This is a genomic window from Bradyrhizobium sp. CCGUVB4N (assembly GCF_024199945.1).
In the GTDB taxonomy this organism is placed as follows: domain Bacteria; phylum Pseudomonadota; class Alphaproteobacteria; order Rhizobiales; family Xanthobacteraceae; genus Bradyrhizobium.
The window spans coordinates 1,812,536-1,838,924 of the sequence record NZ_JANADP010000001.1 but is presented as its reverse complement, the minus strand read 5'-3'; the positions used below and the strand labels follow the sequence as shown (position 1 = coordinate 1,838,924).

20 protein-coding genes and 1 pseudogene are annotated in these 26,389 nt (G+C 57.6%); 3 read left to right on the top strand and 18 right to left on the bottom strand.

All coding sequences use genetic code 11. From position 1 onward, the window contains the following. Positions 1 to 8 precede the first annotated feature (8 nt). The 15 genes from ectB to NLM31_RS08210 form a co-directional block, all read right to left on the bottom strand. Positions 9 to 1,286, bottom strand: coding sequence for a diaminobutyrate--2-oxoglutarate transaminase (gene ectB, locus NLM31_RS08275; protein WP_254196153.1), 1,278 nt, complete (start codon positions 1,284 to 1,286; stop codon positions 9 to 11). A gap of 982 nt (positions 1,287 to 2,268) precedes the next feature. Then, entirely contained in the window at positions 2,269 to 2,559 is a 291-nt protein-coding gene (locus NLM31_RS08270) for a DEAD/DEAH box helicase (protein WP_254191999.1), read from the bottom strand. Between the two features lie 18 nt (positions 2,560 to 2,577). Further along, positions 2,578 to 2,799: a hypothetical protein gene (locus NLM31_RS08265; RefSeq protein ID WP_254191998.1), complete on the bottom strand. Its 222-nt coding sequence runs from the start codon at positions 2,797 to 2,799 to the stop codon at positions 2,578 to 2,580. Beyond that, on the bottom strand, positions 2,799 to 3,722 hold the full coding sequence (locus NLM31_RS08260) for a DUF1837 domain-containing protein (RefSeq protein WP_254191997.1): 924 nt from the start codon (positions 3,720 to 3,722) through the stop codon (positions 2,799 to 2,801). The genes NLM31_RS08265 and NLM31_RS08260 overlap by 1 nt, the downstream gene beginning before the upstream one ends. A 281-nt stretch (positions 3,723 to 4,003) precedes the next feature. Then, positions 4,004 to 4,270 carry a transposase gene (locus NLM31_RS08255; protein ID WP_254191996.1) on the bottom strand — a complete coding sequence of 89 codons (267 nt, stop codon included), beginning with the start codon at positions 4,268 to 4,270 and terminating at the stop codon, positions 4,004 to 4,006. Between the two features lie 12 nt (positions 4,271 to 4,282). Continuing rightward, positions 4,283 to 5,425: a transposase gene (locus tag NLM31_RS08250; protein ID WP_254191995.1), complete on the bottom strand. Its 1,143-nt coding sequence runs from the start codon at positions 5,423 to 5,425 to the stop codon at positions 4,283 to 4,285. A gap of 3 nt (positions 5,426 to 5,428) precedes the next feature. After that, a complete protein-coding gene (locus NLM31_RS08245; RefSeq protein WP_254191994.1) occupies positions 5,429 to 5,779 on the bottom strand; it encodes a DUF6788 family protein in 351 nt (116 codons plus the stop codon). A gap of 687 nt (positions 5,780 to 6,466) precedes the next feature. Continuing rightward, complete coding sequence (locus tag NLM31_RS08240; RefSeq protein ID WP_254191993.1) at positions 6,467 to 7,636, bottom strand: Xaa-Pro peptidase family protein; 1,170 nt, start codon at positions 7,634 to 7,636, stop codon at positions 6,467 to 6,469. Positions 7,637 to 7,820: 184 nt separating this feature from the next. Next, positions 7,821 to 9,002, bottom strand: coding sequence for a M20 family metallopeptidase (locus tag NLM31_RS08235; protein WP_254191992.1), 1,182 nt, complete (start codon positions 9,000 to 9,002; stop codon positions 7,821 to 7,823). Between the two features lie 253 nt (positions 9,003 to 9,255). Next, the gene (locus tag NLM31_RS08230; RefSeq protein WP_254191991.1) at positions 9,256 to 10,305 is read right to left on the bottom strand and encodes an extracellular solute-binding protein; all 1,050 of its coding nucleotides are present in this window, start codon (positions 10,303 to 10,305) and stop codon (positions 9,256 to 9,258) included. Positions 10,306 to 10,373: 68 nt separating this feature from the next. Next, positions 10,374 to 11,435 carry an ABC transporter ATP-binding protein gene (locus NLM31_RS08225; protein WP_254191990.1) on the bottom strand — a complete coding sequence of 354 codons (1,062 nt, stop codon included), beginning with the start codon at positions 11,433 to 11,435 and terminating at the stop codon, positions 10,374 to 10,376. Positions 11,436 to 11,470: 35 nt separating this feature from the next. Next, a complete protein-coding gene (locus NLM31_RS08220) occupies positions 11,471 to 12,271 on the bottom strand; it encodes an ABC transporter permease (RefSeq protein WP_254191989.1) in 801 nt (266 codons plus the stop codon). Continuing rightward, positions 12,261 to 13,142, bottom strand: coding sequence for an ABC transporter permease (locus NLM31_RS08215; protein WP_254191988.1), 882 nt, complete (start codon positions 13,140 to 13,142; stop codon positions 12,261 to 12,263). The genes NLM31_RS08220 and NLM31_RS08215 overlap by 11 nt, the downstream gene beginning before the upstream one ends. 510 nt (positions 13,143 to 13,652) lie before the next feature. Then, complete coding sequence (locus tag NLM31_RS43355; RefSeq protein WP_375167473.1) at positions 13,653 to 13,847, bottom strand: FAD-linked oxidase C-terminal domain-containing protein; 195 nt, start codon at positions 13,845 to 13,847, stop codon at positions 13,653 to 13,655. Next, on the bottom strand, positions 13,829 to 14,584 hold the full coding sequence (locus NLM31_RS08210; protein WP_375167472.1) for an FAD-binding oxidoreductase: 756 nt from the start codon (positions 14,582 to 14,584) through the stop codon (positions 13,829 to 13,831). Before NLM31_RS08210 ends, NLM31_RS43355 begins: the two co-directional genes overlap by 19 nt. A 1,352-nt stretch (positions 14,585 to 15,936) precedes the next feature. Here NLM31_RS08210 and NLM31_RS08205 point away from each other — a divergent pair. Then, the gene (locus tag NLM31_RS08205; RefSeq protein WP_254191987.1) at positions 15,937 to 17,172 is read left to right on the top strand and encodes an acyl-CoA dehydrogenase family protein; all 1,236 of its coding nucleotides are present in this window, start codon (positions 15,937 to 15,939) and stop codon (positions 17,170 to 17,172) included. Between the two features lie 816 nt (positions 17,173 to 17,988). After that, positions 17,989 to 20,460, top strand: a complete 2,472-nt coding sequence (locus NLM31_RS08200; protein WP_254191986.1) for a CaiB/BaiF CoA-transferase family protein — start codon at positions 17,989 to 17,991, stop codon at positions 20,458 to 20,460. Between the two features lie 87 nt (positions 20,461 to 20,547). Here the strand turns inward: NLM31_RS08200 and NLM31_RS08195 are convergent. The 3 genes and pseudogenes from NLM31_RS08195 to NLM31_RS08185 all read right to left on the bottom strand — a co-directional run. Next, positions 20,548 to 21,480 (bottom strand): annotated as a pseudogene (locus NLM31_RS08195) (IS701 family transposase); the annotation flags it as partial. Beyond that, positions 21,471 to 22,697 (bottom strand): ISL3 family transposase, encoded by a 1,227-nt coding sequence (locus NLM31_RS08190; RefSeq protein ID WP_254127840.1) that lies wholly within the window; start codon positions 22,695 to 22,697, stop codon positions 21,471 to 21,473. The gene NLM31_RS08190 and the pseudogene NLM31_RS08195, both read right to left, overlap by 10 nt. A 739-nt stretch (positions 22,698 to 23,436) precedes the next feature. Further along, complete coding sequence (locus NLM31_RS08185) at positions 23,437 to 25,422, bottom strand: methyl-accepting chemotaxis protein (RefSeq protein ID WP_254191985.1); 1,986 nt, start codon at positions 25,420 to 25,422, stop codon at positions 23,437 to 23,439. A 187-nt stretch (positions 25,423 to 25,609) separates the two neighbouring features. On the opposite strand from NLM31_RS08185, the gene NLM31_RS08180 reads away from it, so the two are divergent. After that, on the top strand, positions 25,610 to 25,867 hold the full coding sequence (locus NLM31_RS08180; protein ID WP_254191984.1) for a hypothetical protein: 258 nt from the start codon (positions 25,610 to 25,612) through the stop codon (positions 25,865 to 25,867). The last annotated feature ends 522 nt before the right edge of the window (positions 25,868 to 26,389 follow it).

The window sequence follows — 26,389 nt, the reverse complement described above, 5'->3', positions numbered from 1 at the left end:
TAAATGGATCAACAGGTGACCAAACCATCACACCCTCGCCTACTCAGCGTTTCGACCAACGATTCGTCGAATATCTCAAGGCCTTGATTTAGTGTCTCCCGGTCGATCGTGAGTGCAGGCAGAAATTTAATGACCTGATCAACTGGCCCGCATCGTTCGAGAATCAATCCCTTCTCAAATGCCTTGCGGGTCGTAGCCTCTGCGATCTCAGCCAATCTGCAATCAAAACCCAACGCCATACCCCGCCCTCGAACAGAAAAACTGGTTCCATGCCGAGATGCAATGGTCTCAAGTCGCCGCCGCATAAGCTCTCCCAAGCGCTGAACACTTTGCGAGAAAGTCCGGCTGCGCCAATAAAGATTTATAGCCGCTGTTGCGGATACAAGTGCAAGGTTGTTTCCTCGAAACGTGCCCGTGTGTTCTCCTGGCAGCCATGCGTCAACCCCCTCTTTGATCAACAACATTGATAATGGCAGACCGTATCCACTTAGCGATTTCGACAGTACGACAATATCCGGTGACAACGTCGCGAACTCGAAGCTAAAGAATTCGCCCGTGCGACCACAGCCCATTTGGATATCGTCGACTATAAAAAGCGCCCCAACACTTTTTGCTGTAGCCGCAATTGACTGCAACCATTCCTTGCTAGCTACATTTATGCCGCCTTCTCCCTGCACAGTTTCGACGAGGATCGCCGCTGGACTGTCGACACCACTGCTCTCGTCCATCAATACGCTTCGCAGGTAGTCAGCCGTATCAACAGCTGGCCCAAGATAGCCATCATAAGGCATGAAAGTTGCGCCAGACAAAGTGTTGCCGCTGGCTTTGCGATAAAAACGATTACCAGTCGCGGCGATCGCTCCTAGACTCATGCCATGATATCCGCGCGTAAATGAAATGATATTTTGACGTCCCGTGATTTTGCGTGAGAGCTTTAAAGCTGCTTCGATAGCGTTAGCACCTGTTGGTCCGGTGAATTGGAATCGGTATTGCAGATCGCGCTCCCGAAGTATGACGGAGTTGAACGTCTCCATAAACTCAAGCTTTGCAGGCGTTGCCATGTCGAGCCCGTGGACTAGGGCATCCGACGCTAGATACTCAGTAATAGCCGCTTTGATGTCGCGATTGTTGTGACCGTAATTCAGCGTTCCAGCACCGGAGAGGAAATCAATGACCGTTCGGCCTGCCTCCGTTGACATAGTGGAGCCGAGCGCTCGACTGAAGATGGCCGGGAACGAACGTGAATAGGACCGGACGTTTGATTCTAGAGCTTCGAAGGCCTGCATTCTACGTCGTTCGCAAATCGTTCTACCCATGGTCGTCTCCTCTGCAAGTGAGCGATTCAATGCACAGCCAGACTTTCTCAGATCTATTAGCACAGCGACCGGAAGCTGAGCGGGTGTTCGCACGCGTTATGTTGCACGTTGCGCGTCTCTTACAATGCTCCACCTACCTGAGAACCGGGAACAACGAACCTACTAGGCTTAGTAGTATTCCCGCAGCTGATTTAAGCTGCCTGGTGGAGGATCGGAGGCAATTAGTCCAGCGGGGCTTTGATAAAGTATCTCCACCCGAAGCAAACCTGAGCTTGCAAGCGTGCTATCTTTGCAGGCGGCCTGCCCATCGCCTGCCGCTTGCCGAGGTCGGTGCCATAGCTTGATCGTACAACCCGGATGGCGTGTGGTGCGACGATCGGTCTGGCACCTGCTCCCCGACCACAGGTTTACCACTTGATGGCAACCCTTTCGGGTGCGTTATGCGCAAAGGAGGCGCCGCAGGTGCCGGTACGACGGAACGGTCGAAGAGCGCCACCGAGCAATTTGTGTAGGCGCGAACCGAGTCTGGAGTGGCGCTCTGGGACGAGGCGTTGAGGGCACTCGAATTGACACGCCACACATACGTGCACTGAAAACGATAATTTTATAGGCCATCACTGCGACTCCTCGACCATGCGATTCTGCTCCGGGACAATAACAGCACGCTCTCTCTTGGTTTCCTCAAAGCTGCCACTATGGAGACTGTGCCATAGAAAAACGGCGCCGAACTGCTTGATCGATTATCGCGACGCGCTTCTCTCCCTCGTACTACCAGCCGAGATTCCCAAGCATCTACGCGCGACGAACGTCATCGGGAGCGCATCTCGCGACAGCGCACCATTACACCCTGCGCCTCAAGAGATGCTCCTCTCGAAAATGATCTTCAAGCTCGCCGAGACCGCCAATAGCGGCTAGCTATGTCATTGCCGAAACTCATCCCGGGTGTGATTTGTCAACGGAACGGAGGTCGTCGGACAGCAAGCTCTAGATTAGGTCCGAGCCGCGTATCGGGCGCCGTTATGATGGTGTAGTGCTCCGAGAATTTCTTAAAGAGCCGCCTTCGCGTTTCGTCCATCAGAGCGATCGTCGGAACAATGATTACGACGGTGTCTGGATGCTTCGCGGCTATAAATGCGTCGATGATGAAGCTCTTCCCGAAGCTCGTCGGCGCGCTTACGGCGATGCTCTTTCCGTCCAGGAGCCTTGCCAGGACATTGGATTGCTCACGGTGCAGGGTTGCCAATCGACGGCCGACGTCGACCTAAAAGGCTCGGTGTACATATTTTTCGTCCCACGATGCGCTTTCGAGTTGCAGGTAGGGAAACAGACCCGTTGCTCGGATCATGTGGTTCACCACATGGGGGTAGGGCGTGTTGGTTCGATCCAACTCGGCCAGCAACCGAACCAACAAATTTCTGGCGGCCATCTCGTTCCGCACGGACAGCAGGCCATTGATCTCCTGACAGGTCTCAAAAATTTCCATTACGGCTGCCCCTTGTAGAACGCGACGGCCTGCACAAACGCGTCAACGATCTTCTTCTTGCTTGGAACCGGGAACAGTATGATATGGAAGTTCAGATCGTCGTATTTGTGAACCGAGCCGGCCTTTGCGAGCTGCCTGGCAAAGTAGGACTCAGCTCTTTCTTTGTGGAATGCAGCCATCTCTGCTTTATATTTCTTCGACAGTTCTTTGGTGCCTGCCGTCGTCGCGCATTCGTGCAGCAAGAGAATTGGAATGTGAATTCTCGATTTCAGATTGTCGATGGATTCTCGATTATCCAAAGCGGCCTTGATCTTGTCGCGAAGAGTTGGGGCAATCGGCAGCCCATCCAGATCCGAAACGCTGGTTATGATCGCGTTTTCTTTCTTCAGCTTATCGGTCGATAGCGAGTTCAATACTGAAGTCACCACTGCGTCGAGCCTAGCGTCAGCGATGGAGGTGTAGAACTTCACCTCGCCGAACCAGAGTGTAAAATCGTCGCCGTTCACTACGATATGAACGCTATCTGCCCCCTTTGCGTTATCCTGAACGTTCTGCTTGTAAAATATCTTCGGAACGACAGGTAATGCTCCGAAGCGATGACGCATCAGTCCATATAAGAACACTTCTGCTATTTCGCTGCCCTGGCCCATCTCATCCTTGTCAGTCAATCTAAGGTTCTGAGCGGCCGCCATGAGGCTGCTGTGATTTTGGTCCACAAGTGCTGATCGCTCTCTCTGCGACAGGGCGGTTTGAGCTATGTTATCCCAGAGGTAACTCTGAAATTTGGGATACCGCCACTCGGCGTCCTCGAAATCATTGATTAAGCTAAGAACCCGTTTGTTTATGAGGCCCGTGAGCTGAGCAACGGAGGTGATTTTGGCAAGAGTGTCATCAATAAGGATCTCAAATGCCAAGACGGCCATCGATATAAATGCCCCCAAACATAAGCAAATATTGCGAATTGATACAGATTCCTAACGCACATGCCTAGGTAGTTTCTGTCGCGAAACACCTTCATTTGGACTTAGGCGCGCCATTTCCCCAATAAAACCCGGGTGAACTGACGTTGGATGCGGGCATTTACCGGGCATTTAGACGCTGATTTTCGTCGCGATTTCACCAAGCGCCACAGGGACGACGGCGGTTGCAAGATAGTACGGCGGGATATCGTGCCGCGACAAACGATGTGACTTGAAGGATATCGTTAGGCGGCTTTTCGTCTGCGCGATGACCGTTCCGTCACCAGGGCTGCGATCTTCATGAGGTTGTTGGCGAGCACGGCGGCTGCAACCCATAGCTCAAAGCGCTCGCGACCTTCGGCGAGACAGCGCTTCATGCCGCGACCGCGGAACAACACCGAGATGCGCCCCTCGATGCCCGCACGAAAGCGCTGGCCGTCCTTGAACTCCCGGCTCTTCTCATAGGCTTCGCGCTCGGGCGACTTGGTGCCGCCCCGCTGTGGGATGCACACCGCCTTGACGCCTTACTGCTTGCACGACATCACGTTCTTATCGCTGAAGAAGCCGCGATCCGATCCATATAATTTGGGGACGTCGCCGAAGGTTTGCCTGTGGCGTACCAGCGAGATAACCACATGCTGTTCGTCGATGGGATTTCCGTCCAACACTTCATACTGCGTGATCAAGCCGCGTGCGCTTTCGGCGAGGAAGACCTTGTGGCCGAACTCGATCGGCGACTGAACCTTACCGCGCTTGATGAGGTCCGTGTGGGGCTCAAAAATCGAATAGAGCTTCTCGACCGTTGGGACCTGCTCGCCGTTGAGCACACGGCGGCGCGACTGATCCGTCACACGAGCTCCCAGAGCACAAAAGTGCTCAAGCTCCTTGCGCGTCTCCGCGATCGCCAGATCGGTGATCATATCTTTGCCGCGTGCTTTGCCGGTCCGCCGGAGCGCCATTCGTGCACTTTCGATGACCTCCTCGGCGATGCCGATGAGCTCACGGTATGTCCCGGTCTGATGATCCTGGCGCTGCCTTGAGGTCATCCTTTGAATCTCTTGCATCCGGCGCCGCGCCGACCGCGTCCGGTTCCGGAACCCCTTGATACGCCGGCGCCCCAGCGCTGCGGCAAGACGACCGATCAGGCGCGTGACAACACGAACGACATCCCACAACAGCGTATTGTCGGTCGGATGATGAATGTCAGTCTGCACCACCGTGGTGTCGACGCGCAGCTTTTGGCCGTCCTCCAGTCCGAGCTCGACGGCCGCCTGCACCACCAGATCATTGATCGCCTTGAGCGTCTCGGGCGTGAGCCGATTGAAGCCGCGGTGGAACGCATCGTGTCGCGGCACCGCCAGACAATAGAAGTCCGTGAACTGGCGTAGTGTGCATCCGTCGGCAATCCGCTCACGTAATTCGCGATAGTTCCAGTTCTTGACGCGCATCAGAACCAGCGAGCGCAGCACCTGTTGCGGCGTCAGGCCGCTGCGACCCGTCTCGGCCTTCTTCAAGCCCCGCGTCAGATCGCAGCGGACTTGGTCGATCAGGTCCTTCTGGTCGTCAAGAAAATCGGAAATGGCCTGCAGCAACGGCTCCAGCCGCAGGCCCTGACGCACCAGCTTCCAATCAGCAAAACTGACCTGCCGCTCCGCTGTCCGAGACACTGCTCAATCCTCGTCGCTCTCCGCAGCTCCGGCGCGGGCTCGCTTCAGCGCCTTCACGTATCGCGGCGCCGCTTGGTGCAGCAGATCCTGCAGCGCGCGCCCGTTGTCCAGGCTGCGCTGGACCTCCGGCACAAGCTCTTCCGGCACGTAGACGGCAACACGGCGCCCATTTGCCCGACCGTACAGGACATAGCTTTGATGCTGTTCGCCAGACCGGCACGCCGCGCAATTCTCGCGGATGCACCGGCTCCGCCGCAGGCTCAGCGAACCGAGAAGCGCAGGCCAAAGAATTGCCGATTCACTCCGCAGCCAGTGCGCGACATCAGAAGGCGATTCCGAATCAACATGCTTCATATGAAGTATGTGATACCGTGCACATGTGCGTCGCAAGAAAAAACGTACTCGAAAATCGCGCGATACCCCGTATTTTAAAGGGCGAAATGTGTTTCGCGACAGAAACTAGGTAGCAGGGCAGCAAGAATCATACTTTTCTTGTTCGTGCCGTCCAAGGCGATATGGCCGCCGGCAAGTGCATCGCGAGACCGCGGTAACGGCGCCGTTTTCTCGGAGGCGCCGAGCCTGTTGAAAGGATGAGCTATAGCCGGCGCCAAGTATGGCTCTTCCGCATCTTGCGATTCCGCGCGCGATGTCGCACCGTCTCTATGTCTGCCAGACTAGGTGAGCCCCCGCCAAACGTCGCCATTGCTGTAACACGGCATCCGCGGCAGCAACCGATTCTGCGCTCTCCGTCAGGAAGTGCTCAGGCGAATGCTCCTAGCTTCCGCGCGAAAGACTGAAACGCGTTAAGGTTTGAGCCACACCTTGCCGCATTGCACCGGCGGCTCGCGATTGAAGGCGCCTCAAACTCGACGGGCTGCTATGGGGGAGCGGTAGCTATCGAACTCCTCGGTCAGCAAGTCATGACCCTAGTGCCAATGAAGCGCGATTGGGTGTGTGAGCCATCTTGAACAGAACGATGACCCGCAGGCTCGGGATCGCCGTGCCTGCGGGTGGTTGGAATTGGTGCGAAGATACGTCGGATCAAACTTCGAACAGCTCGCGTGGAATGTTCGTGAACGATTCGCCGCCTGCGTCGGTAACGCGAAACGTTTCGCTGATCACATAGCCGACATCTTCATCGATCCAGTTCCCAAGCATGAGGTGAAAGGTCATATTCGGCTTCAGGACTGTCATATCACCTTCCTTCAGACTGGCGGTTGGTTCAGTCCAATCGATCCCGACGGCATAGCCACACCGGGACTCCTTCTCAAAGCCATGCTTCTTCAGCGTGGCATTGAAGGCCACCGCGACATCGCTGCAGGTGTTTCCGGTCTTGGCTGCGGCGAGCGCCGCTTCCAAGCCGGCAACCTCTCCTTCATGCAGCCGGCGAATATTGTCCGACGGCTTGCCGATTGAGATCGTCCGCATCAGGGGAGACGTATACCCGTGGCGTACACCGCTGAATTCGAGATTGATCTGGGAGCCCGGCTGAAAGACATCTTCGGTCCATCGAATGTGACACGTAGACGTGCGGGGCGTCGCGCACAGAAAGAAACCAGCGACATCGGTTCCGGGCTTACCGTTGGCGCCCCGCACCAGCGTAGCAATGATCTCGGCGGATGCATCGGCTTCCCGGACACCCGGGCGAATAACGTCCTTCGCTTTGAGCATTCCGGCATCGGAAATGGCGCCGGCTTCGCGCATCATCGCGATTTCCAGATCCGATTTCACGCCTCGAATCCAGGTAATAGCGTTCGTGCAATCAACGATCTTCGCCCCATCCGCTCGCGACTTGAACTTCTCAACAGTCAAAGCCGGCAGGAGCTTCGCCTCAAGGCCAATCCCCTTGCGGCCAAGACCCTTCTCCAGAATGAAATCGATGATTGCATCGTATCCGTCCCGCTCGGGATTGGCGATGAGGGCCTCCGGATAGCCGATCACGCGACTACGATCGATGTACATCTGGTGGAGAGCCGCCGGTCCGTCCATACGCCGAGTAATGAAGGTTGGTTCTTCATCCTTCAAACTGACGACCAGGCCTTGAGGCACATATCCTGATTTCGACGTATATCCCGTAAGGTATGTAATATGTGCTGGGGCTGTGACCACCAGAACTTCAATCTCTCGTCGTTCCATATCCGATTTAACTGCACTCAATCGTCGCAGATATTCAGAGCGGGGGAACACTAGCGTCCCCTTTGGCATCGTCATGATTTCAACTCCTTGGCTAAGATGATGGGGTTCTTCTGTTGTGTTGTTGCCTGTGTCCGCGTGATCACCCTGGACGTCCACAGGCTGGAGCGTGACACGACGCTATGTGCGGCTAAGGCAGAGCGACGTCTGCCGTCCATTTGAGGAGCGCATCATTTGTGGTGGAGATCGCACATCAGCGCCGTCACGAATTCAGCATGTCAAGGCAGTACCGAGCTGTCAGCTCAGTTGTCGGAACAAGCAGGTTGTCGGAGGCTCCGAAAGTCGGCGTGTGTACCTCAGATTGGTTGTTCGGTTCTTTGCTGCCAATCCAGAAATAGATCGAAGGCACGCACGCGGAATAGAAGCCGAAATCATCGCTACCACCGCCGGCGACAGGCGAACTAAACTTGTTTTCGCCGACCGTTTCGATGACTAGCCGCTGAAAACTTTCGACCATCGCTGCGTCATTGACGACAGGCGGCTCGCCGAGCCTGTAAGAAAATTCTGCTTTCCCCCGATGCATGGCGGCGACGCCTTCGGCGATTTCGCGAACACGCTGAACCAAAAGCGTTCTCCGCTCTGCGCTGCTCGTTCTGATCGTCCCTGTCATGTTGACGCTAGGACAGATAATATTTGTAGCCTCGCCGCCGGCGATAGTGCCGATCGTGATGATCGCGCCATCGTCAAAGGGCATCTCTCGCGATACGACCTTTTGGACCTCGTTGATGAAGGCCCCCGCCATGGCAATTGCGTCCACTCCGGCATGCGGCCTTGCCCCATGGGCCATGGTCCCGATCAGTTTTAGCGCGAATTGATCGGCCGACTTGGTTACAGCGCCTGCGCGTGCGCCGTACATGCCGACGGGCAGGTCGGTTTTGACGTGGAAGCCGATGGCGGCGTCGAATCCGTGGAGCAAGCCTTCTTCTGCCACCGATCGGCCACCGAGGGGCTCAGCCTCCTCAGCAGGTTGGAAAAATACGCGCACCTTGCCAGAAAACGTTTGTCGCATCCGATGCAACGCGAGCGCGGTGCCCATCGCGACCGAGGCATGCATGTCGTGGCCACAGGCGTGCATCACGCCCGGCACTTGCGACCGGTAGGGCAGATCTTCACGCGTTTCTTGGATCGGCAATGCATCGATGTCGCCCCGGACGGCGATACAACGCTGCGGCCCGGGGGCCAATCCTTCGATATCGACGTATAAGCCAGTTTTGTGAAAGGCCCGCACGCCCGTCAATCCGAAGCGATCCAGTGTTGCGCGAATTCGTTGCTGAGTCTTCCACTCCTGATTGGATAGCTCCGGCTCGCGGTGCATGGCGTGACGCATCTCGATCAAGGCATCCTGCTCAGAAGTTGATAGCAAGTTGTTCCGGAGTGTTTCCATGGTCGTCTCGCCGCTGTCGAGTGGAAGCTTCAGTCTGCAAATTAGCAGACTGAAGCCGACAGAAAGATCGAGTCCTAAGGATATCGCGCAGCAATGCTGCGAGTTTTATATCCTAGGCGCACGTCGCGGACTCAACCTCAACCATACTGAATCGATGCGTTGCCGAGGAATGATCTGGGTTCGTAAGGCCGCAGGAAGCGATCCTGTGGAAGGGCCGAGGCTCCGAGATCTGCCAAAAAAAGCTAAAGACCTGCTAGCCCCGGAGCTCCTTGGTCATCCTCTCTCCCAGAGCCGGCCCTTGCGCCATAAAGGCTTTCCAGTCGATCTGCCGCTTCAGTGCTGCCCGTTCGCGAGAATTGACGAGGATGTCCGCCGCAATATCGCCGAGAGCGACGTCGGTAGTCGGTCCGTAGCGGAGTGCTTTTGGCACGGCAAGCATGCCCTGATCGGAAAGAAGCTGATTGATGTAGGCGAGGGCAGCTTCCTTGTTCCGGCATCCCCGGACGATATTCGTGTAGGAAGTGACGGCGTAAATGCCCTCTCGTGCCACAACGGTTTCGAGCGGCGTTCCCGATTTCCTCGCCTCAAAGGCCCGACCATCCCAAAGCGTTCCTGCCTGCGCTTCTCCCTGGGTAAAGGCTTGCAGTTGCGCGACCGAGCTTGGGGGCGTCGCGATGATGTTGTCCTTTGCTGCCGAGATCAGTTTGAAGGCCGGCTCCATGTTTGCCAAAGACCCGCCGTTGCCTTCGGCCAGGGCAAGTAAGACAATCCACCCCGTAAAGACATTGCCCGGCATGGTCACAACCTTGCCCTTCAGGTCGGGCCGCGCGATATCCGAGAAAGAGGTCAGCGGCGGCTTGACCGTGCTCGAGTTGTAGACGGGTACGATCGACGCAACACTAAATGGCGCGCCGTAGTCGCCGAATTCACGAAAACCTGGAAGAACGCGCGAGAGATTGGGAGCATCTGAAGCGCTGAAGCTCTCCAATATGTCACCCGCAATTGCCTGAGGCATGAGCGGGCTGTCCGCCATGAACATATCAAGGTGCGGGTTGTTCTTGTTCGAGATAAGTTTGGCGATGTCAGCACTTGGTGTCGAGGGAATATATTCGATTTTGAGGCCGGTGCTTTCCTCGAGAGGCTTCGCCACACCCTCGATGAGAGCCTTGTCGTATGTTCCTCCGTAGCCATTGATCCGGAGCGTGACGCCGGAAAACTTCTTCTGCTGAGCGTGCACTGCCGGAGCCATAAGGGGCGCCAGAGCCGCCGTGGCACTAAGAGCAAGGAAGTCCCGTCTTTTCATGAATTCCTCCTATACAATTCTGCTTACGAAGGCTTGGCGTGACCCCATCCGCGGTGCACGCAACATCATCATTGCAGTGCGGGTACAAAACGGACGCCGCGCGGGTCAATGGCGATGTCGATCTCTTCCCCTGATGTGGGCTTTTGGCCGACGGGAAACTGGGTATCCATGATCAGTTTGGATGCTCCAATGCGAAGGTGGAGTCGCGTAAGGGCACCGTGATAGTCACTCGCCTCGATCATTGCCCTTCGCGCATGCACCGATGGCATCTCGTGCGCTTTCTTTATGCTTTCGGGCCTGATCACGGCCGTCGCTTTTCCTGTCTGGCCGGCGGCGGGCAGTGTCAATCCATCGTCCGCACTAAAGATCTCCCCGTCGAGGATATGTCCTTCCAAGAGAGAGCATTGCCCGATGAATTGGGCGACAAACCTCGTCGCCGGCGAATCGTAGATCTCCTCCGGGCTGCCGACCTGCTCCACCGCACCCTTGTTCATGACGACAATACGATCGGCGAGTGTAAGGGCCTCTTCTTGATCGTGGGTTACAAAGAGCGTGGTCATCTCGAGACTTCGTATCAGGTTGTGCAGATCCTCTCGAAGACGCACGCGAAGTTGCGCATCGAGATTCGAAAACGGCTCATCCAGCAGGAGCACTTTCGGTTGAAGAGCAAGAGCTCGGGCGAGCGCAACACGTTGTTGCTGCCCTCCCGAGAGCTCTCGCGGATAGCGCGCGGCGAGCTGCTGAAGCTCCACGCGGCGCAACATGTCCTGAACGCGGTCACCCCTTTCCTGCCGCTTCATGCCAATATTGACCAGCCCGTACTCCACGTTCTTGGCGACGGTCATGTGCGGAAAGAGGGCGTAGTTCTGAAAGACGATACCGACGTCGCGTTTGTATGCGGGAATGCAAGTCACGTCCTGCCCCTCGATCAGGATCTCTCCGCTTGTCGGCGAAACAAACCCCGCCAACATTCGCAGCGTCGTTGTCTTGCCGCATCCCGACGGGCCGAGAAGACACACTAGTTCGCCGCGGCGGATCTCGAGCGAAAAGTCGGGCACAACCGTGATTTCACCGTAGTCCTTCCGAAGGTTTCGAAAGGAGACGATCGTTTCGCTCCGCAGACCGGACATGCGAGCATCTTGAACGAGACTATGCATGTTTCTCCTCAAATGACGGACTTCGGCCCCGAGATACGGTCGGCGATCAAGATGGCCAGCAATGTGAAGATGATGACGACGGAGGAAACGGCGGCAACCAGCGGATCGACGGTTTGCTCAACGTAGGCCAGCACCTGGACTGGGAGGGTGACATTACCTCCCGCTCCGAGAAAGACTGAAAGACTGACATTTCCGAATGACGTGACGAGCGCGAATACGCCAGCGGAAATCATGCCCGGTACCAGCAGGGGGATCGTAATTGTCCACAGGACCCTCGCGGGCGTTGCCCGCAAGCTCATTGCCGCCTGCTCTAGATTGCGATCGAACAACACCATGCTGGCCGAGAGGGTGCGGACGACATAGGGGAGCGTCACCACGACATGTCCGATGAGCAGGCCGAGGAAAGTCTGACTTATGCCCATCCAGACTTGCAACTGCATCAGTCCCAGGCCCAGGACCACCGCCGGAATCAGCAACGGAGAAAGCATGAATCCCCGTATGAGCTCTCGACCAGAGAATTTATGTCGCTCGATGGCGAAGGCAGCTGCGAAACCGATAGCAAGCGATAGAGCTGTCGCAATTGCAGCCAGTTTGAGGCTCAGACTCAGCGAGTCGATAAAAAGCGAGCTCTGCCAGAACGCGTAATACCAACGCAGGGAGAAGCCGGTCGGCGGGAACCGCATCGCTTCCCCAGACGTAAAGGACGTGGCGACCACGATAACGGCCGGTAGAATTAGCGTGAGATATACAAGCGCGCGAACCAACACGCCAGCCTTGGCCAGTGCTCTATCGATGATGTCACCGAACATGGAGGCCTCTCGTGAGCGGGCGAATGATCACCGCGTTTAGGACAGCCATCAGTCCGAAGGCTATGGCAAGGAGAATGAATGCCATCGCGCCGCCGAACGGCCAGTTCGCTGTCGTGAGGATTTGATCATAGATAAATCCGCCGACCATCTGGGCACGCGGTCCCCCAACCAGCCGCGGGGTCACAAATGCAGAAACAGCCATGACGAATATCAGAGACAGGCCTGCGAGGATCCCCGGCGTCGACAGAGGAATGATGACCTTTATGAAGGTCCGCGCGCGATTGGCACGAAGGCTCGTCGAGGCTTGCTCAAGAATAGGATCAATCTGCATCACAACATTCATGACCGAAAGGATCATGAATGGTAGAAATTGCTGAATCAGAACGATTACGACTGCAGTACGATTGAACAGAAGCTGCTGCGGAGTCGAGACAATCCCCAGCGATACCATAATACTATTGACCAGACCTTGCCGGCCCAGCAGCACCATCCAGCCAAAGACGACCACCACCAGGCTTAACGTCAAAGGGACGATCACCATCAGCATGCGCAGACGCCGTTTAGCTGGCGAGTGCCGTGCGAGGGAATAGCCAACGGGAAAGCCAAGGACCAAGCAGCCAAGGCAAACGATGAGCGCGTACGCTATCGTCTCGCCAAGCACTGACAAGTACAGCGAGTTGCTGAAGAACTTCACATACTGAGCGAGTGAGTAACCCTCTGCCCCAATGCTCGTGCTACCGGGATAAAAGCTTATCCGCAGGACGATGCCGGCCGGGATCAACAGGAAGACGATAAGGACAAGCGACGCGGGTGCCAGGAGCAGCAACCCGGACCGTTTTCTGTCTTTCGACTCAGCTGTTGACGAGTCCATTCCGATCCTCGGAGAAGTTGTTGAACCCGCGCCTATCCGTTCGCTTGCACTTCAAGCCTACTAAAATCTCGACACACGCGCTTCTCGGCTCTCGTGTCGGTAAGGCAAAGGCTAGCCGCAAGAGTTCGAAGCAAAACTGCGAACTGAAGGAATATGACGCTTAACTTCTTCACATTTCAAGTTTTTGCGCAAGATTTGTGCGTATATTGCGCGCTGAAGATAGAGAGCCTTACGTGGACGCATTCAGGCCTGCTTGGGCCCGATTACTCTCTTTCTCTTGACGCCCAGGTGGGCCGTTGCGAGCCACGTGGATCATCGTCTTCGAAGGAATGTGGACCCAGCGGCTCTTCCCGACCGGCGCAGACGGAACGGCATTGGCAATGTCGCGGCCGCCCAGGACGGTCGCTTGATCGGGTGATGTTGACAGCGGGAGGGCGCGTGGCGACTGCCGTTGATGGCGCCGCAATATCCTCTCGTCACCAGAGGACGCATTCGTCAGCGCCGCCTAGCTTACCGCGTTCGACAACGTCGTAACACCTTTCCCGGATTCATGATGCCCAGCGGATCCAGCATCGCTTTCATGGATCGCATGAGCTCGATAGCCACTTTGTCCTTCACTTTGGGCAGATCGTTGCGCTTGAGTACGCCGATGCCGTGCTCGGCCGAGATTGAGCCGCCGAGCTCGGCTACGAGCGCGAATACCACCGCGTTGACATCGTGCCAGCCGCCAGGAACTCGGTGGTGTTAGCGCCGATCGGCTGGCTCACATTGTAATGGATGTTTCCGTCGCCCAGATGACCAAACGGTGCCGGGCGCGCGCCCCGAATAAGCTTAGTCACAGCAGCATCTGCCCGTTCGACAAATTCGGGCACCGCGGCGATCGGCAGGGAAATGTCGTACTTGATCGAGCCGCCCTCGGGTTTTTGCGCGGCCGAGATCTCCTCACGCAGCCTCCAGAAAGCAAGCCGTTGGCTAAGATTGGCTGCGATCACTGCGTCGCAGATGATCTCTCTTTCCAGCGCGTTTGCAAGGATCGCCTCGATCGTGACGCTCGCATCCTCGCGCGGTGAGGACAATTCCATCAACACATACCAAGGATGCCTTTCGCCCAACGGATTCCGGACGTCGATGCCATGGCGAATCGAGAAATCGACCGCAACTTCGCTCAAGAGCTCAAAGCTCGTCAGCGCGCCGGCGGCTTCTCTTTGCGCAATCGACAGCAGCTTCAGAGCCGCTACTGGAGACTTCAGCCCAACGAATGCCGTCCCGATCGTACGAGGTTTCGGAAACAGCTTTAGTGTTGCTGCTGTGATGATGCCAAGCGTCCCTTCCGCGCCGATGAAGAGATTGCGCAGATCGTATCCGGTATTGTCCTTCTTAAGCTTCGATAGGACGTTGAGCGCGCGGCCATCTGCCAGCACGACCTCCAGCCCCAGCGCCATGTCACGCGCAACACCATAGGCGAGCGCAGTGGTGCCGACCGCATTTGTGGAAGCCGTGCCCGGAACAGGTCATTCGATCCCGTGGTCTTGTGCTTCTTCGGCCGCATCGTCTTCTCCGATGCACCACAGAATCATGGCCCGCAGCAAAAGGAAATCCAAAAACCAATTTGCAGGGTTTGGAAGCCTCAAGCCCCAAATCCCTGCAATCTCAAACGCCTCCAAAACCCGAAAACAGACTCCTGCTCAATCGCTTAGAGCCTTGTTCACGGCCGACTAGATAGGCTCACCGCTCCCTCTCAGCATGATGTGGCGGCCAGGCGTTGACCAGGGACAGAAGCATGAGCTCGGCGGCGTGATGTCCAATCGGGCGGCTTGACAACATCAGGCCCACTACAGCAGGGCGTGTACCTATCTGTGGCGCCCCGCCAGATGCAAGCGGTTTTTGAAGAAGGTCGCACGTATTTGGATGCTGCCATCTGTCCGGCCTCTGACGCAGCGATGGAGCTGCGGGGCCGTATAGGATTTCGCGGACCGAAACCAAATCATAAAATGCGTGCTCCAGTCACGATGAGTGCATCTGGTTATCTAGCCCCGTTTCACCGAAGTCATACCCTTCTTCGACCGACTACACCTGCGACGGACCTCAGGTCCGCCAGGCTCACGCCTTGGCCGCGAACCGGCGCTATGTAGTTTTCCTGCTTTACAAGTAGCGCCCAGACGATGCGCGCCGTTCTTTTGCCGCTTCACGAAGGGCTTTACATAGGCGAGCGGAGTGAGCCGAACCTCATCGCCAAGCTGGATGAACTGACGGGCCCAGTGTGTGCTTCACCGCGTCGAGCGCGACAGTATAACCTGGTAGGGCCTCGAAGAAATCCAGCAGCTTTCCTCGACTGATCCGCTTGCCGAATAGTGATCGGCCCTGCTCATCGCGCCGTGCGCGTGAAAGACATGCTTGATGATATCCATGCCGATTATGGTAACCTCTGACACGGACGCCTCCTCGCGTGGTTCTCAACACCTCCCTTTGGCACATCGATGCCATTCGGGGGGGGGGCCAGCCCCATCAGCAATTCGACCATGTCCGGTTCGCTCCGATAGCGACCGTTTTTGTGCACGCGGAGCAAATGGCGATGGCCATTACCAGCGATGTGAGTTTGATCGCTAGGCTTGGATCACCTCCCAAACTTGAGAGTTGCACGTCAAGCGTTTGTAGGAAAGTTTGGAGGTGGACCTTGTCAATGCGCACATTCCCCGCGGTAACAAACCCGGCGCCTAGTACGTCCGTTGAGGCGATGAGCGCGAACAGCGATGCGGCCGGACGAGTGGCCCATGCAGAGAAGAAAGAGCGTCACATGGATTTCACGACGTCGCCAAAGCAGAATGAATGGCTGGGCCGTGTACAGTCGTTCATGACCAAACACGTCTTGCCCGCCGTACCCCCTTACAAGCTGCAGGACGCCGGGGCTGACCGCTGGAAGCCGATCCCCCTGATCGAGAGCCTAAAGAAGAAGGCGCGCGCCGATGGTCTGTGGAACATGTTTCTGCCGCCTTCGTTGCATGAGGACGACGAACTCCGCGGCGCGGGATTGAGCAATTTGGAATATGCGCCGCTTGCCGAAGAAATGGGGCGCATCATCTGGGCTTCGGAAGTTTTCAACTGCTCCGCGCCCGATACCGGCAACATGGAAGTCTTGATGCGTTACGGCACCAAGGAGCAAAAACGGCAATGGCTCAAGCCCTTGATGAACGGGGAGATCCGCTCGGCCTTCTTGATGACAGAGCCTGCGGTTGCCTCATCGGATGCCGCCAATATCGAGACCCGAATCGAGCGCGACGGCGACAACTACGTCGTGAACGGTCGCAAATGGTGGTCCTCGGGCGCGGGCGATCCCCGCTGCAAGTTCGCAATTGTGATGGGCAAGACCGATTTCAAGGCGCCACGCCACCAGCAGCAGTCGCAGATCTTGGTACCCTTAGACACGCCGGGCATCAAAATCGAAAGAATGTTGCCCGTGTTTGGCTATGACGATGCACCGCACGGCCATGGCGAGATACTGCTTGAAAATGTCCGCGTTCCCGCGAGTAATATGTTGCTGGGCGAGGGCAGAGGGTTTGAGATCGCGCAAGGCCGGCTCGGCCCGGGCCGCATCCATCACTGCATGCGCACAATCGGCAAGGCCGAAGCTGCGCTGGAGAATATGGTCAAGCGGCTCAATTCGCGCGTTGCTTTCGGCAAGAAAATCATCGAGCACTCGGTCTGGGAGCAGCGCATCGCGGAAGCAAGAATCGATATCGAAATGAGCCGGCTCTTGTGCCTGAAAGCAGCCGACATGATGGACCGCGTCGGCAACAAGGCCGCTCAACTGGAGATCGCCATGATCAAGGTGGCGGCGCCCCGCATGGCGCTCAGGGTCATCGACCAGGCGATCCAGGCCTTTGGTGGCGCCGGCGTCTCAGACGACGCAGGCCTTGCGCGCGACTATGGGTTAGTGCGCACCATGCGGCTGGCCGATGGCCCCGATGAAGTGCACTGCCGTGCCATCGCCAGACTTGAACTTCGGAAGCATGTAGATCGTCCGGTGCATTAAGGCGGGAGAGCCACGTGGCTCTCCCGCGACGAAGTGAGCGCCACCTTGGCGGCGGAAGGATGAGCAGATCCCAGCCAGGAGGCGGGGGCGGCATGCAGTCCCTCTGGCCGCATGTTATGCGCCCAAGCCTTTCAGCAAACTCATGCGTACAGGACCAACTCGGTCAGGTGCCGCTAAGCCGGGCTGTCGTGCCGGTCCACCTTAGTGGTCCGGCGCATGTTCTTGGCAGATGAGAACGAAAATGAAATGCAACAGCTGATCACCACTCAGATAGGCTTTGCAAACGGATACTTCCGGAGCACTGAGGCCGACCTCGACTACAACTGTCCGGGTCTGCTGGAGTCAATGGAACTCCAGGTCCATACGCTTGACGAGGACCACGCTAGGGCAGTCACGCGCAGGACAAATCAACAAGATGCACTCGCGATGCGACACAGAAGCTGCTGCTCGAGGCGTGATCAAGAACGCGCCAGAGTACGAAGTCCTCGCGAGCGTCGCAAAGGCAACACCGCCATTTCGGCCGAAAGCCGCCCGCTACAGGGGATTAGAAATGGTAGACCAGCCACGGAGTGCAATTCCGGGCATGTGCCTGTGCATCTACAAAATCCCGGGCGAATTGGCCGAGTGGCTTTGTTGCTCGAACGGGATTCGGCAGGGCGGTAAGCATGGCTCCGGCGTTGATCCGCATGCGGCAAGCTTGATCAAGAGTAACCCCAGGCATCTCGACGACGCGATCCACAGCGCTATGGGAGGCAACCGCGCTCCCGGTGTTCGTATGCTCGCATGGCGTGACAGATACTATTACGGAGTGTCAGTATGGCTGAGAAAATGGAGTCGTCAATCGGAGTGTTGTCGCATCTGCGCGTCGTCGAAGTCGGTAGCGCGGCCGCCACCAGCTATTGTGCGCGGCTATTTGCGGATTTCGGCGCCGATGTTCAGAAGGTCGAGCCGCCAGCAGGCGATCCACTCCGCCGGAGCGCGCCACTCACGCCCGGTGGCCAGAGCGCGTGGTTCGCTTTTCTCAACTTCAACAAATCAAGCATCATCATAGACCGCGCCGAACCGAACGTGGACACACGGTTGACCGCACTCATCGACGATTGCGACATCCTCATCGATGGCCGCGATGTTGATTCCGCGGATTGCCCGTCCATTGATGTCGCTGCGATCCGGCAGCGAAATCCAGGGCTGATCTACCTTGAAGCGAACTGGTTCGGCCGCAACGGGCCCTACGCAGGGTTTGCCGCAACCGACTCGACCGTCCGCGCGCTCGCTGGCCTCATTAAACTGGTTGGAGCGGCCGATGGCCCGCCGATGCACGCACCGGATTTTCAGACGGGTGTTTTGGCCGGTCTGTGGGGCTTCATTGCCGCGGCATCTTCAGTGGTTGCGCGGACGCGCGCGGGAGCGGGGCGATCATGGTCTCTCAGCATTTTTGAATCGAGTCTCGCTCTTAGCGAGTATCACACGTTCGAAGCGTTTGCGCGCGGCAACGTGATGCGCCGTATCGGCACTAACCGATTCTGGCCGACCTTTCCGGCCGGCATTTACGAAACCAAAAAGGGCTGGCTCGGCATCACGACGGGCACGCCGGCACAATGGCGCGCCTTCTGCGACATGGTGGGTCTGTACGAATTGCGTGACGATCCAGCTCTGATTCTGAGTCAAGATCGTCTCCAACAGATGGAGGAGATCGAACGACAGTTCATGCCGAGGCTGAAGACGCGGACAGCGCAGGAGTGGTTTGCGGAGGGACTGAAGCGCAAGATCCCTATTGTGCCAATACCCGAAATATCCGATCTGCTCCAGGACTCGGAGAAGAAAGCCCGCGGTGCCATCGTGCCTGTTCTGTTTGGCGAAGAAGAGGGCCTGACGGTTGGCTCGATGCAGCGACTGACATTAACGCCGCCACGCCGGGGCGGAAAGGTTCCGGCTCCCGGCGAGCAGCAAGGGGTCGACAGAACCAGAACGCGCGTGACCGACACTTGGCCGGGATCGTCCGGCGGCGCTGATGACAGTCGGCAGCCACTGCAGGGAATTTGCGTCGTCGACTTCTCGATGGGCTGGGCGGGCCCGTTGTGTACCCGCACACTGGCTGATCTCGGTGCGGACGTCATCAAAATCGAGGCGATGCAATATCCGGACTGGTGGCGCGGCGTCGACCGGCGATCCACTTACGTCGATGGCCGGATGTACGAAACGGTGCCGGGCTTCTGCATCATGAATCGTAACAAGCGCGGTATCACACTCGACCTGACGCGGCCGCAGGGCATCGCGCTTGCCAAGCGGTTGTTGACAGGAGCCGATATCGTCGTTGACAATTATTCCGTCGATGTACTGCCGAAGCTCGGGCTCGGCTACGACGTGTTGAAAACGCTAAACCCGCGGCTAATCGTACTGTCGATGTCAGCCTTTGGCAAGAACAGCATCCATCGCGATTGCCGGGCGTACGGCTCGACTCTCGAGCAGGGTTCCGGCTTGCCAAGCGTGATCGGAAGCGTTGAAGGGCCACCCGTGATGAGCCACTTCGCTTTCGGGGACGCCGTCGGTGGATTGAACGGCTGCGCCGCGGTTCTCGTTGCGCTCATTCACGCCCGCGCCGCCGGGCAGGGACAGTTCATTGATCTTGCGCAGATCGACTGCATGATGCCATTTGCGGCGCCATGGATCACCGTCCATTCGATCGGCGGTACGCCGCCGAAAAGATACGGCAATCGACATCCGCAATTCGTGCCGCACGGCTGCTTCCGATGTAGAGGTGAGGACAACTGGATCATGGTAACCGCGATGGACGCGGAGATGTGGCAGAGGCTTGCTTTTCTCATTGGGCGGCCAGACTGGGCCACCGACGCATCGCTGAAATCTACTGAAGGGCGACGCGGCATCGAAGATTTGATCGAGAGAAGTATCGAAGCCTGGACGCTCACCCGCGACGCGGATCAGGCCATGTCCGAATTGCAGGCCGCAAAGGTTGCGGCGGGCGTCTCCCGCTTGCCAATTGACCTGCTCAACGATCAGCATCTCAGGGCGCGCGCGTTTTTGCAAGAAGTCGAACGCGCTTTCATTGGCTTGCATCCGCAGCCCTCAATGCCGATTCGAGAAGGTGAGGAGCCCTGTGCAATCCGCGCGGCAGCCCCGACACTTGGACAACATAACAAAGAGGTTCTATCAGGTCTTCTCGGGCTTTCAGACGCAGAGATCGCGCATTTGGCGAGATCGGGTATCATTGGTACGGTGATGCTTTCCGAAGGAGAGCTCGCCAAAACAAGGAAGGTGTCGTCAGGCTAACAAATCGACGCCACGGACCAGACGAGGAACCCAGTTTTTCAGATCGAAGGTCTGCTGGTCAGAAGTTCGCTCTACTCTCCGCTAGTCTTACTGCGTCACAAAAGAAGGCGCTGTTTGATCGGGCGAATGCAACAGGGACAGCGTGAGAGGGTGCGGACGATGGCAACGATCAGTCTTCGCCGCATCGTCGCAATCGAGTTCGGGATGTGACGTTCGGGTCGCAGCAGCGGAGCCTCTGGGTCGGTAACCGTTGGAAACCGCAAGTCTCTTGAACGGCCTGGTGGAACGAGATCCCGAGGGGGGAATCGTCTCCCTCTCGGAGACCAGGAATCCGTAGGCTGCGATGCACAGCGTAGCGTGGTGGTGGAAGCCACGCCAACCTCGCCCTTCGAAATGCCCGAGCCCGACCTCTTGTTTGAGATCCTGATAATCGCGCTCGATGCGCCAGCGCAGCTTGGTTAGATCGACTAGCCTTCCAAAAGTGATCGTTTCCGGCAACGTTGAAAGCCAGTATTTGGTCGGCTCGTCCTCACCTTCTGGCCATTCGATCAAAAGCCATTCTTCCGGTCGGCTTTCGGTGAGTTGGTAATCTCGATGCGCGACGCAAACGCGCGCGCGAGCGAAGCGCGACGATAGCCGCTCGGCCGCGCCCTCTCGCCACTTGATCGTGCGCCAGACCCGCTTAGGAAGGCAAAGAGCAAGCTCCTTGACCGAAATCGGTTGATGCTTGTGGTCGCGGCGCAGCAGCTTTGGTGGTCGCCCTTTGCCCGACCATTTTTTCGGCGGTAGCGGCGCCGTGTCGGATGTCCACACCGTGGTGTTTGGCAAGATACCAGCCACATAGGTCAACGCCAACGCGCTGATGCTGGTCCGCAGGTCCGTGTTGCAGCCATATCCGGCATCCATCAGCACCACGCCGCGAGGAAGCCCGGTTCTGCAGGCTGCTTCGATCTGTTCAAGCGCGATCTCTGGCTTGGTCTTAAAGCTGGCTCTTTTGAACTTTGAGTGGGCTACGCGGCATGGGGGTTGATCGGAGTGAAGTCGAGTTTTCCGGCGATGAGGAAGAGGACGGTGCGCATCGTTGTGAAACGGGTATAGCCGCGGGCCTTGCGTTTAGCCGCCTGGAATAGGCCGTTGAGGGCTTCGATGTAGCCGTTGGTCTGGCGGGTTTGCGTCCAGGCGACGATGCCGTCGAAGTGCTTGCGGATCATTCTGGCGACCTCCTTCATCGGCTCGACCCTGGAGCGCAGGACGTTGGTGCACCACTGTTTGAGCATGGCGGAGACGACGTTGATCTGCTTGCGATCGAGGATGTCGCGCAGATGCTCGCGATAGAGCCAGGCACGCGCCGTGCGTTTGGTCGCGGCCTGAGCAATCAAGGTGTCGAGATCGGCGCGACTTTCGTCCGACAGCCGGCCGCGGTCCTTGAGCAACGTCCAGCGCAGCCCTTTGAGGCTTGGATCTGTGCGCTGTTCGAGGCGCCGCATCTTGTCGACGGCAGTGGAAGCGTGGGCGACGACATGGAACTTGTCGAAGGTGATGCGGGCGTTGGGCAGATGATCTGCGACGCCCTTGATGAAGGCCGGCGACATGTCGATGCTGACCAAACGGACCTGCTCGGCGGTACCTTTGTGGGCGGCCAGATCGGCGGCGAAATCGGCCACCGTCTTGGCGTCCTTGCCCTCGGTGACGAACACTACCTTCCGCTCATCGGTGTCGGCGGTGATGGTCAGATAATTGTGGCCGCGCCGGCAGGACGTCTCGTCGATCGCCACGGCGGTCACTGCCGAAAGGTCCGCCTCGGCCAAGGCGAGATTGACATAGCGCGAGCAGATCGCGTGGACCCGATGCCAGGATTCGTCGACCAGCTTGGCGACGGCCGCAAAGGTCATCTGCTGGGCCATGGCCAGCACCAGCGCTTCGAACAGCAGGGTGAAGCCGGCGAGCTTGCCGAACCAAGCGGGCTCGGCCAGGACGACCTTCCCATCGGGCAGCTTCACCCGCGGCGTCCGAACCTCCAGGAAGCATTCGTGCTGGAAGAAGTTGAGATGTCGCAGCCGCTTGATCTGGGTGTCATGAACCGGGTGGACGCCCGCGACACCGGCGACCGCAAATCGCGTCCCGGCGACGAAATCGACAGTGATCGTCAGAACCTTCTTGGCAGCGTCGAAGTCGACGCCCCGAACGTACCACGGCTTGGTAATCCCAAGCGCCGATTCGAAGAGCTGATTTTGCACCGTCCCACACGCCTCCCAGAGCCCCACCTGCACCCAGCATCGCAAGGGGGCGGTCGGCCCTCAAGGACGCTTCGCGCCGCGGTGCGGTGGCCTGCGGCCATCCTTGACCGCCGAACGCCCCCTTGCACCGGGCAAGGCAGGTCGGGACGGAGGGATGGTCTCTCATCCGGTCGAACATAGGGATGAACGCGGCGCTCGTCGTCAAGCGGCCAAAGCCGTCACTGCACCCACTCGGTTTTCAAAAGAGGCATATATTAACTCAAACCAGACGCACGATTCCGGCTCTGATCTGGCTGGTAAGCATTTTTCCCGCGCGATACCGCGAGACTTCGCTGCATTGCTGCAAACAACTCGGCATATAGCCATTTCCACTCAGCAACAACAATCAGTGGCTGTGGTGCACTCAAGATGCGTCGGATGCCTGCTTCATCGTTCTGACACAGCCTTTGGAGCAGCCTTCTCGCATGCGCGGTTCTCTAATCTTCCTTATGCTTTTTCTTGCAATTACGTGGTCTGCAGACAGCCCGCACCGGGATCATCTGGTGCTGCGTCCGACTGCGTCCATGCCACCTGTCAACGTCCCTTAGTCCACCGATTTGGTCCAAGCAGCGAGCTCGGATTTATTCTGACGGTGGCACCACGGGATACTCCAATGTCTTAAAGCACCGCTTTGCTCACTCCTTCTGAAGCTGGAAAGCCGAGGGTTGGCTCACCGAGCTCATCCGAGGGCGCTAAGCTCTTAAGCTGCCTGGATCCTGACCAGGAAACTGTTCAGCTCCTGCTTGAGCCGATGACTTTCGCCGGAGAGCAATTCGGCGGATGCCAGCACCTCCATCGATGCCTCTCCGGTTTGCTTGGCACCGTCGGTCACTTCGCCGGCGCTCGCCGCGACCTGCGTGGTTCTTCCGGCCGCTTCTCGTACGTTTAGCGCGATGCTTTGGGTCATCGTTTCCTGCTCTGCGATGGCATCGGCCACACTCTCGGCAATCTGCGAGATGCGGTTCACGGTAACCCCGATTTCGGTAATGGCATCGACTGACTCCGCCGTCGCCGTTTGGATGCCGGCAATATGGTCGCTGATCTCAACCGTCGCATGCGCTGTTTGAGTCGCAAGAGACTTCACTTCCTGAGCGACAACCGCGAAACCTTTACCCCGATCGCCGGCACGTGCGGCCTCGATCGTAGCGTTCAGAGCGAGCAAATTTGTTTGCCGCGCTATCGCAGCGATCAATTGAACGACGCTGCCGACTCGCTCAGTCGCGGAGGCTAGGCTGGCAATGCGCTGATCGCTCTCTGCGGCCTTACGGACCGCTTCGCGCGCAATACCGGCCACCTCTTCGACCTGTCGGCCAATCCCCGCGACCAACTGCGCCATTTCGCTCGTTGCGGTTGCGACGCGCTGAACGTTGACCGATGCCTCCCCTGATGAAGACGCGACGTTTACGGAAAGTTGTCGGCCGTGGTCGGCTGTGCGGGTAAGGCTGCGCGCGGAGAGCTCGAGTTTCGATGAGGCGCACGAGACCGTATCGATGACTTTTCCGACGGCCGCTTCGAATTCGTCTGCGAGGCGCGCGATATCGGCTTTACGATGCTCGGCGGCGGCCCGGTCGCGATCACCCTTTGCATCGAGCTCGGCCTGGGCCCTCTCTCCGGCCTTCAGCTTGAACATTTCAACCGCTTCGGCCATCGCGCCGAGCTCGTCTTTTCGGCCGAGCCCCGGCAGCACAACGTCGAACCGTCCCTCGCCGAGCTGGCGCATCGCTGCGGTCATCGAAGCGACCGTCCTGGCGATCCGTCGACCGAACAGCAGCGCAGCCGAGCCTACGAGAATGGTTGCAAGTCCGATCAACCAGATGAGCGTTCGCCGAATCTTTTCAGCTCGAATCTCTGCGGTTTGCGAACGCGCATCGGCTGCGACCAAGGTCTTCAGAAGCGCCGGGCGGATCCGATCGTAAATTTGGCTGAGATCATCGACTTGGTCGCTGACAGTCTGTTGGGTCACCATGAAGGAAACAAAGTTCGATTTGTATGCGCGGACGAGACCCAATAGCTCGGATTTCACCTCCGATGTCAGGTCGAGCTGAGCGATGGCAGCCTCGAATTCCGCCTCCTGCTCGACCAGGCGATCACCATACTTTTCTTCGCCATGCAAGATGAAGTCGTTCTCGTAACGGCGCATCATTAGCATCAAGGATGTCAGGCGCGGTCGGTCAAGTTCCGCCAGGCGCCGCTCGAGACCGTTAAACGCACTGCGCAGCTTGCCTTGAAATCCGTTATCCTCGCTGAATCCGAGATTGCGCTGCGCTGAGACCACGTTATGAAAGCGCGTCGCATAGAGATTGATCACGGAACGGAGAGACGTTGCTTCCTTCAGCGGGTCATCGTCGTGCAAGATCGCCACAAATGCCTCAACTTGACTTAAGTCCGCAAGCTGTCGCTCGCTATTTTGAGCATAACTCAGGATCAGAGCCTCGCTTGGCTTGCGTAGGAAGTCGCTCGTGATTTGCCGCGACTCAAGAAAGCTTTGTGACAGTGACGAGACACGCGCCTTGAATTCATTGCTGTCGTTCGCAACGTCCTGAACGCGGCCCGCGTATTGCAAGGCCGCCGCGCAAATTGCGCCGGTGACGACGACACCGGAAAGCCCGAGCAACGCCATTTGGCCGCGCAATCCAATGCGCAGCCTGATTGACGGCCAGCCGAGCCACATCGCGACTTTGCTCATGTCATTCTCCAAGTGAGTTCGCGCTCTTGATGTGATGCCGAGCCCAGCCTGACGCCTTTCGATGTTGAATCGACACGCGTCGCGGGTGACGAGCAGCTCACTAGGTGAGATTGATTTCAAAATGCTGAACTTGACCGAATATGCACAGCGACGATGTCGATGTTCCTGACGTGGCGTATGTCGCGATGTGAGTCTTGAACCACTGCTGACGGAGCACCATGCAAACTTCCTGCGCCTCGAAACGACGCGAATAGAACTTCACCGCCCGACTTTTCTAATCCAGATTATTGATGTGGGCGCCGAATTCGCGCACGAAAGAAGAAAAACGACAGAAAAGATGCAGCGCGTGATCGCCAGTCTCTTTCCGCAGGATTTTGAAGCGCGGGATTCTTGGCTGAGCGAGCTTCGACAACTCCGGGAGTTCGCCCTTACGAACGTCACCTGACGGCGAACCTTTGCGCGTTGACGAGACGTTTCTCTCGAATGTTGCGTGCGACGGACGTGACTGCCAGCGCGGGGAAGCATGAATTCGCAATATGCCGCTCTGTTTCGCTTAAAAGATGCGCGGGATAGTCACAATTCGCTGCCAAGCGGCGCGGGAATTCCGCTATGCATCGTTTGCGCGCGAGATTGAGCTTTTTATAGCAGTCTCGCGCCTGGAGCTCTGGATGAGCGATAGATCCGCTGATCCAGATACTCCCTCCTTGCCCTTTGGGGCGTTTCCTCCCTGACTTGGCCGCGCGCTCTATTCGCGCGGCCTTTTTCAGGATCTAACGGACGCAAGAGCTGGTACTCGGAATTTGGCGCATTTGACCGGACGAGCTGTACTGGTTGCGCCTCGGATCACGCCCGCCAATCGTACTCGTCTTCGCAGCAGATCAGCCGGAGATCGATCGCGATCGCGTCGTGTGGCTTGCGATCTCCTCTAGTGCTGAGCGCATCTCGCCATCTTTGCCGTGTCGAGACG

Bases quoted from the DNA above. Each gene is read 5' to 3' on its own strand.
- NLM31_RS08230 (WP_254191991.1), bottom strand. From the start codon at position 10,305: ATGAAAAGACGGGACTTCCTTGCTCTTAGTGCCACGGCGGCTCTGGCG.
- NLM31_RS08210 (WP_375167472.1), bottom strand. From the start codon at position 14,584: ATGGCGCTGGGGCTGGAGGTCGTGCTGGCAGATGGCCGCGCGCTCAAC.
- NLM31_RS08215 (WP_254191988.1), bottom strand. From the start codon at position 13,142: ATGGACTCGTCAACAGCTGAGTCGAAAGACAGAAAACGGTCCGGGTTG.
- NLM31_RS08260 (WP_254191997.1), bottom strand. From the start codon at position 3,722: ATGGCCGTCTTGGCATTTGAGATCCTTATTGATGACACTCTTGCCAAA.
- NLM31_RS08225 (WP_254191990.1), bottom strand. From the start codon at position 11,435: ATGTCCGGTCTGCGGAGCGAAACGATCGTCTCCTTTCGAAACCTTCGG.
- NLM31_RS08240 (WP_254191993.1), bottom strand. From the start codon at position 7,636: ATGACGATGCCAAAGGGGACGCTAGTGTTCCCCCGCTCTGAATATCTG.
- NLM31_RS08205 (WP_254191987.1), top strand. From the start codon at position 15,937: ATGGATTTCACGACGTCGCCAAAGCAGAATGAATGGCTGGGCCGTGTA.
- NLM31_RS08200 (WP_254191986.1), top strand. From the start codon at position 17,989: ATGGCTGAGAAAATGGAGTCGTCAATCGGAGTGTTGTCGCATCTGCGC.
- NLM31_RS08220 (WP_254191989.1), bottom strand. From the start codon at position 12,271: ATGTTCGGTGACATCATCGATAGAGCACTGGCCAAGGCTGGCGTGTTG.
- NLM31_RS08185 (WP_254191985.1), bottom strand. From the start codon at position 25,422: ATGAGCAAAGTCGCGATGTGGCTCGGCTGGCCGTCAATCAGGCTGCGC.
- NLM31_RS08245 (WP_254191994.1), bottom strand. From the start codon at position 5,779: ATGAAGCATGTTGATTCGGAATCGCCTTCTGATGTCGCGCACTGGCTG.
- NLM31_RS08235 (WP_254191992.1), bottom strand. From the start codon at position 9,002: ATGGAAACACTCCGGAACAACTTGCTATCAACTTCTGAGCAGGATGCC.
- ectB (WP_254196153.1), bottom strand. From the start codon at position 1,286: ATGCAGGCCTTCGAAGCTCTAGAATCAAACGTCCGGTCCTATTCACGT.
- NLM31_RS08265 (WP_254191998.1), bottom strand. From the start codon at position 2,799: ATGGAAATTTTTGAGACCTGTCAGGAGATCAATGGCCTGCTGTCCGTG.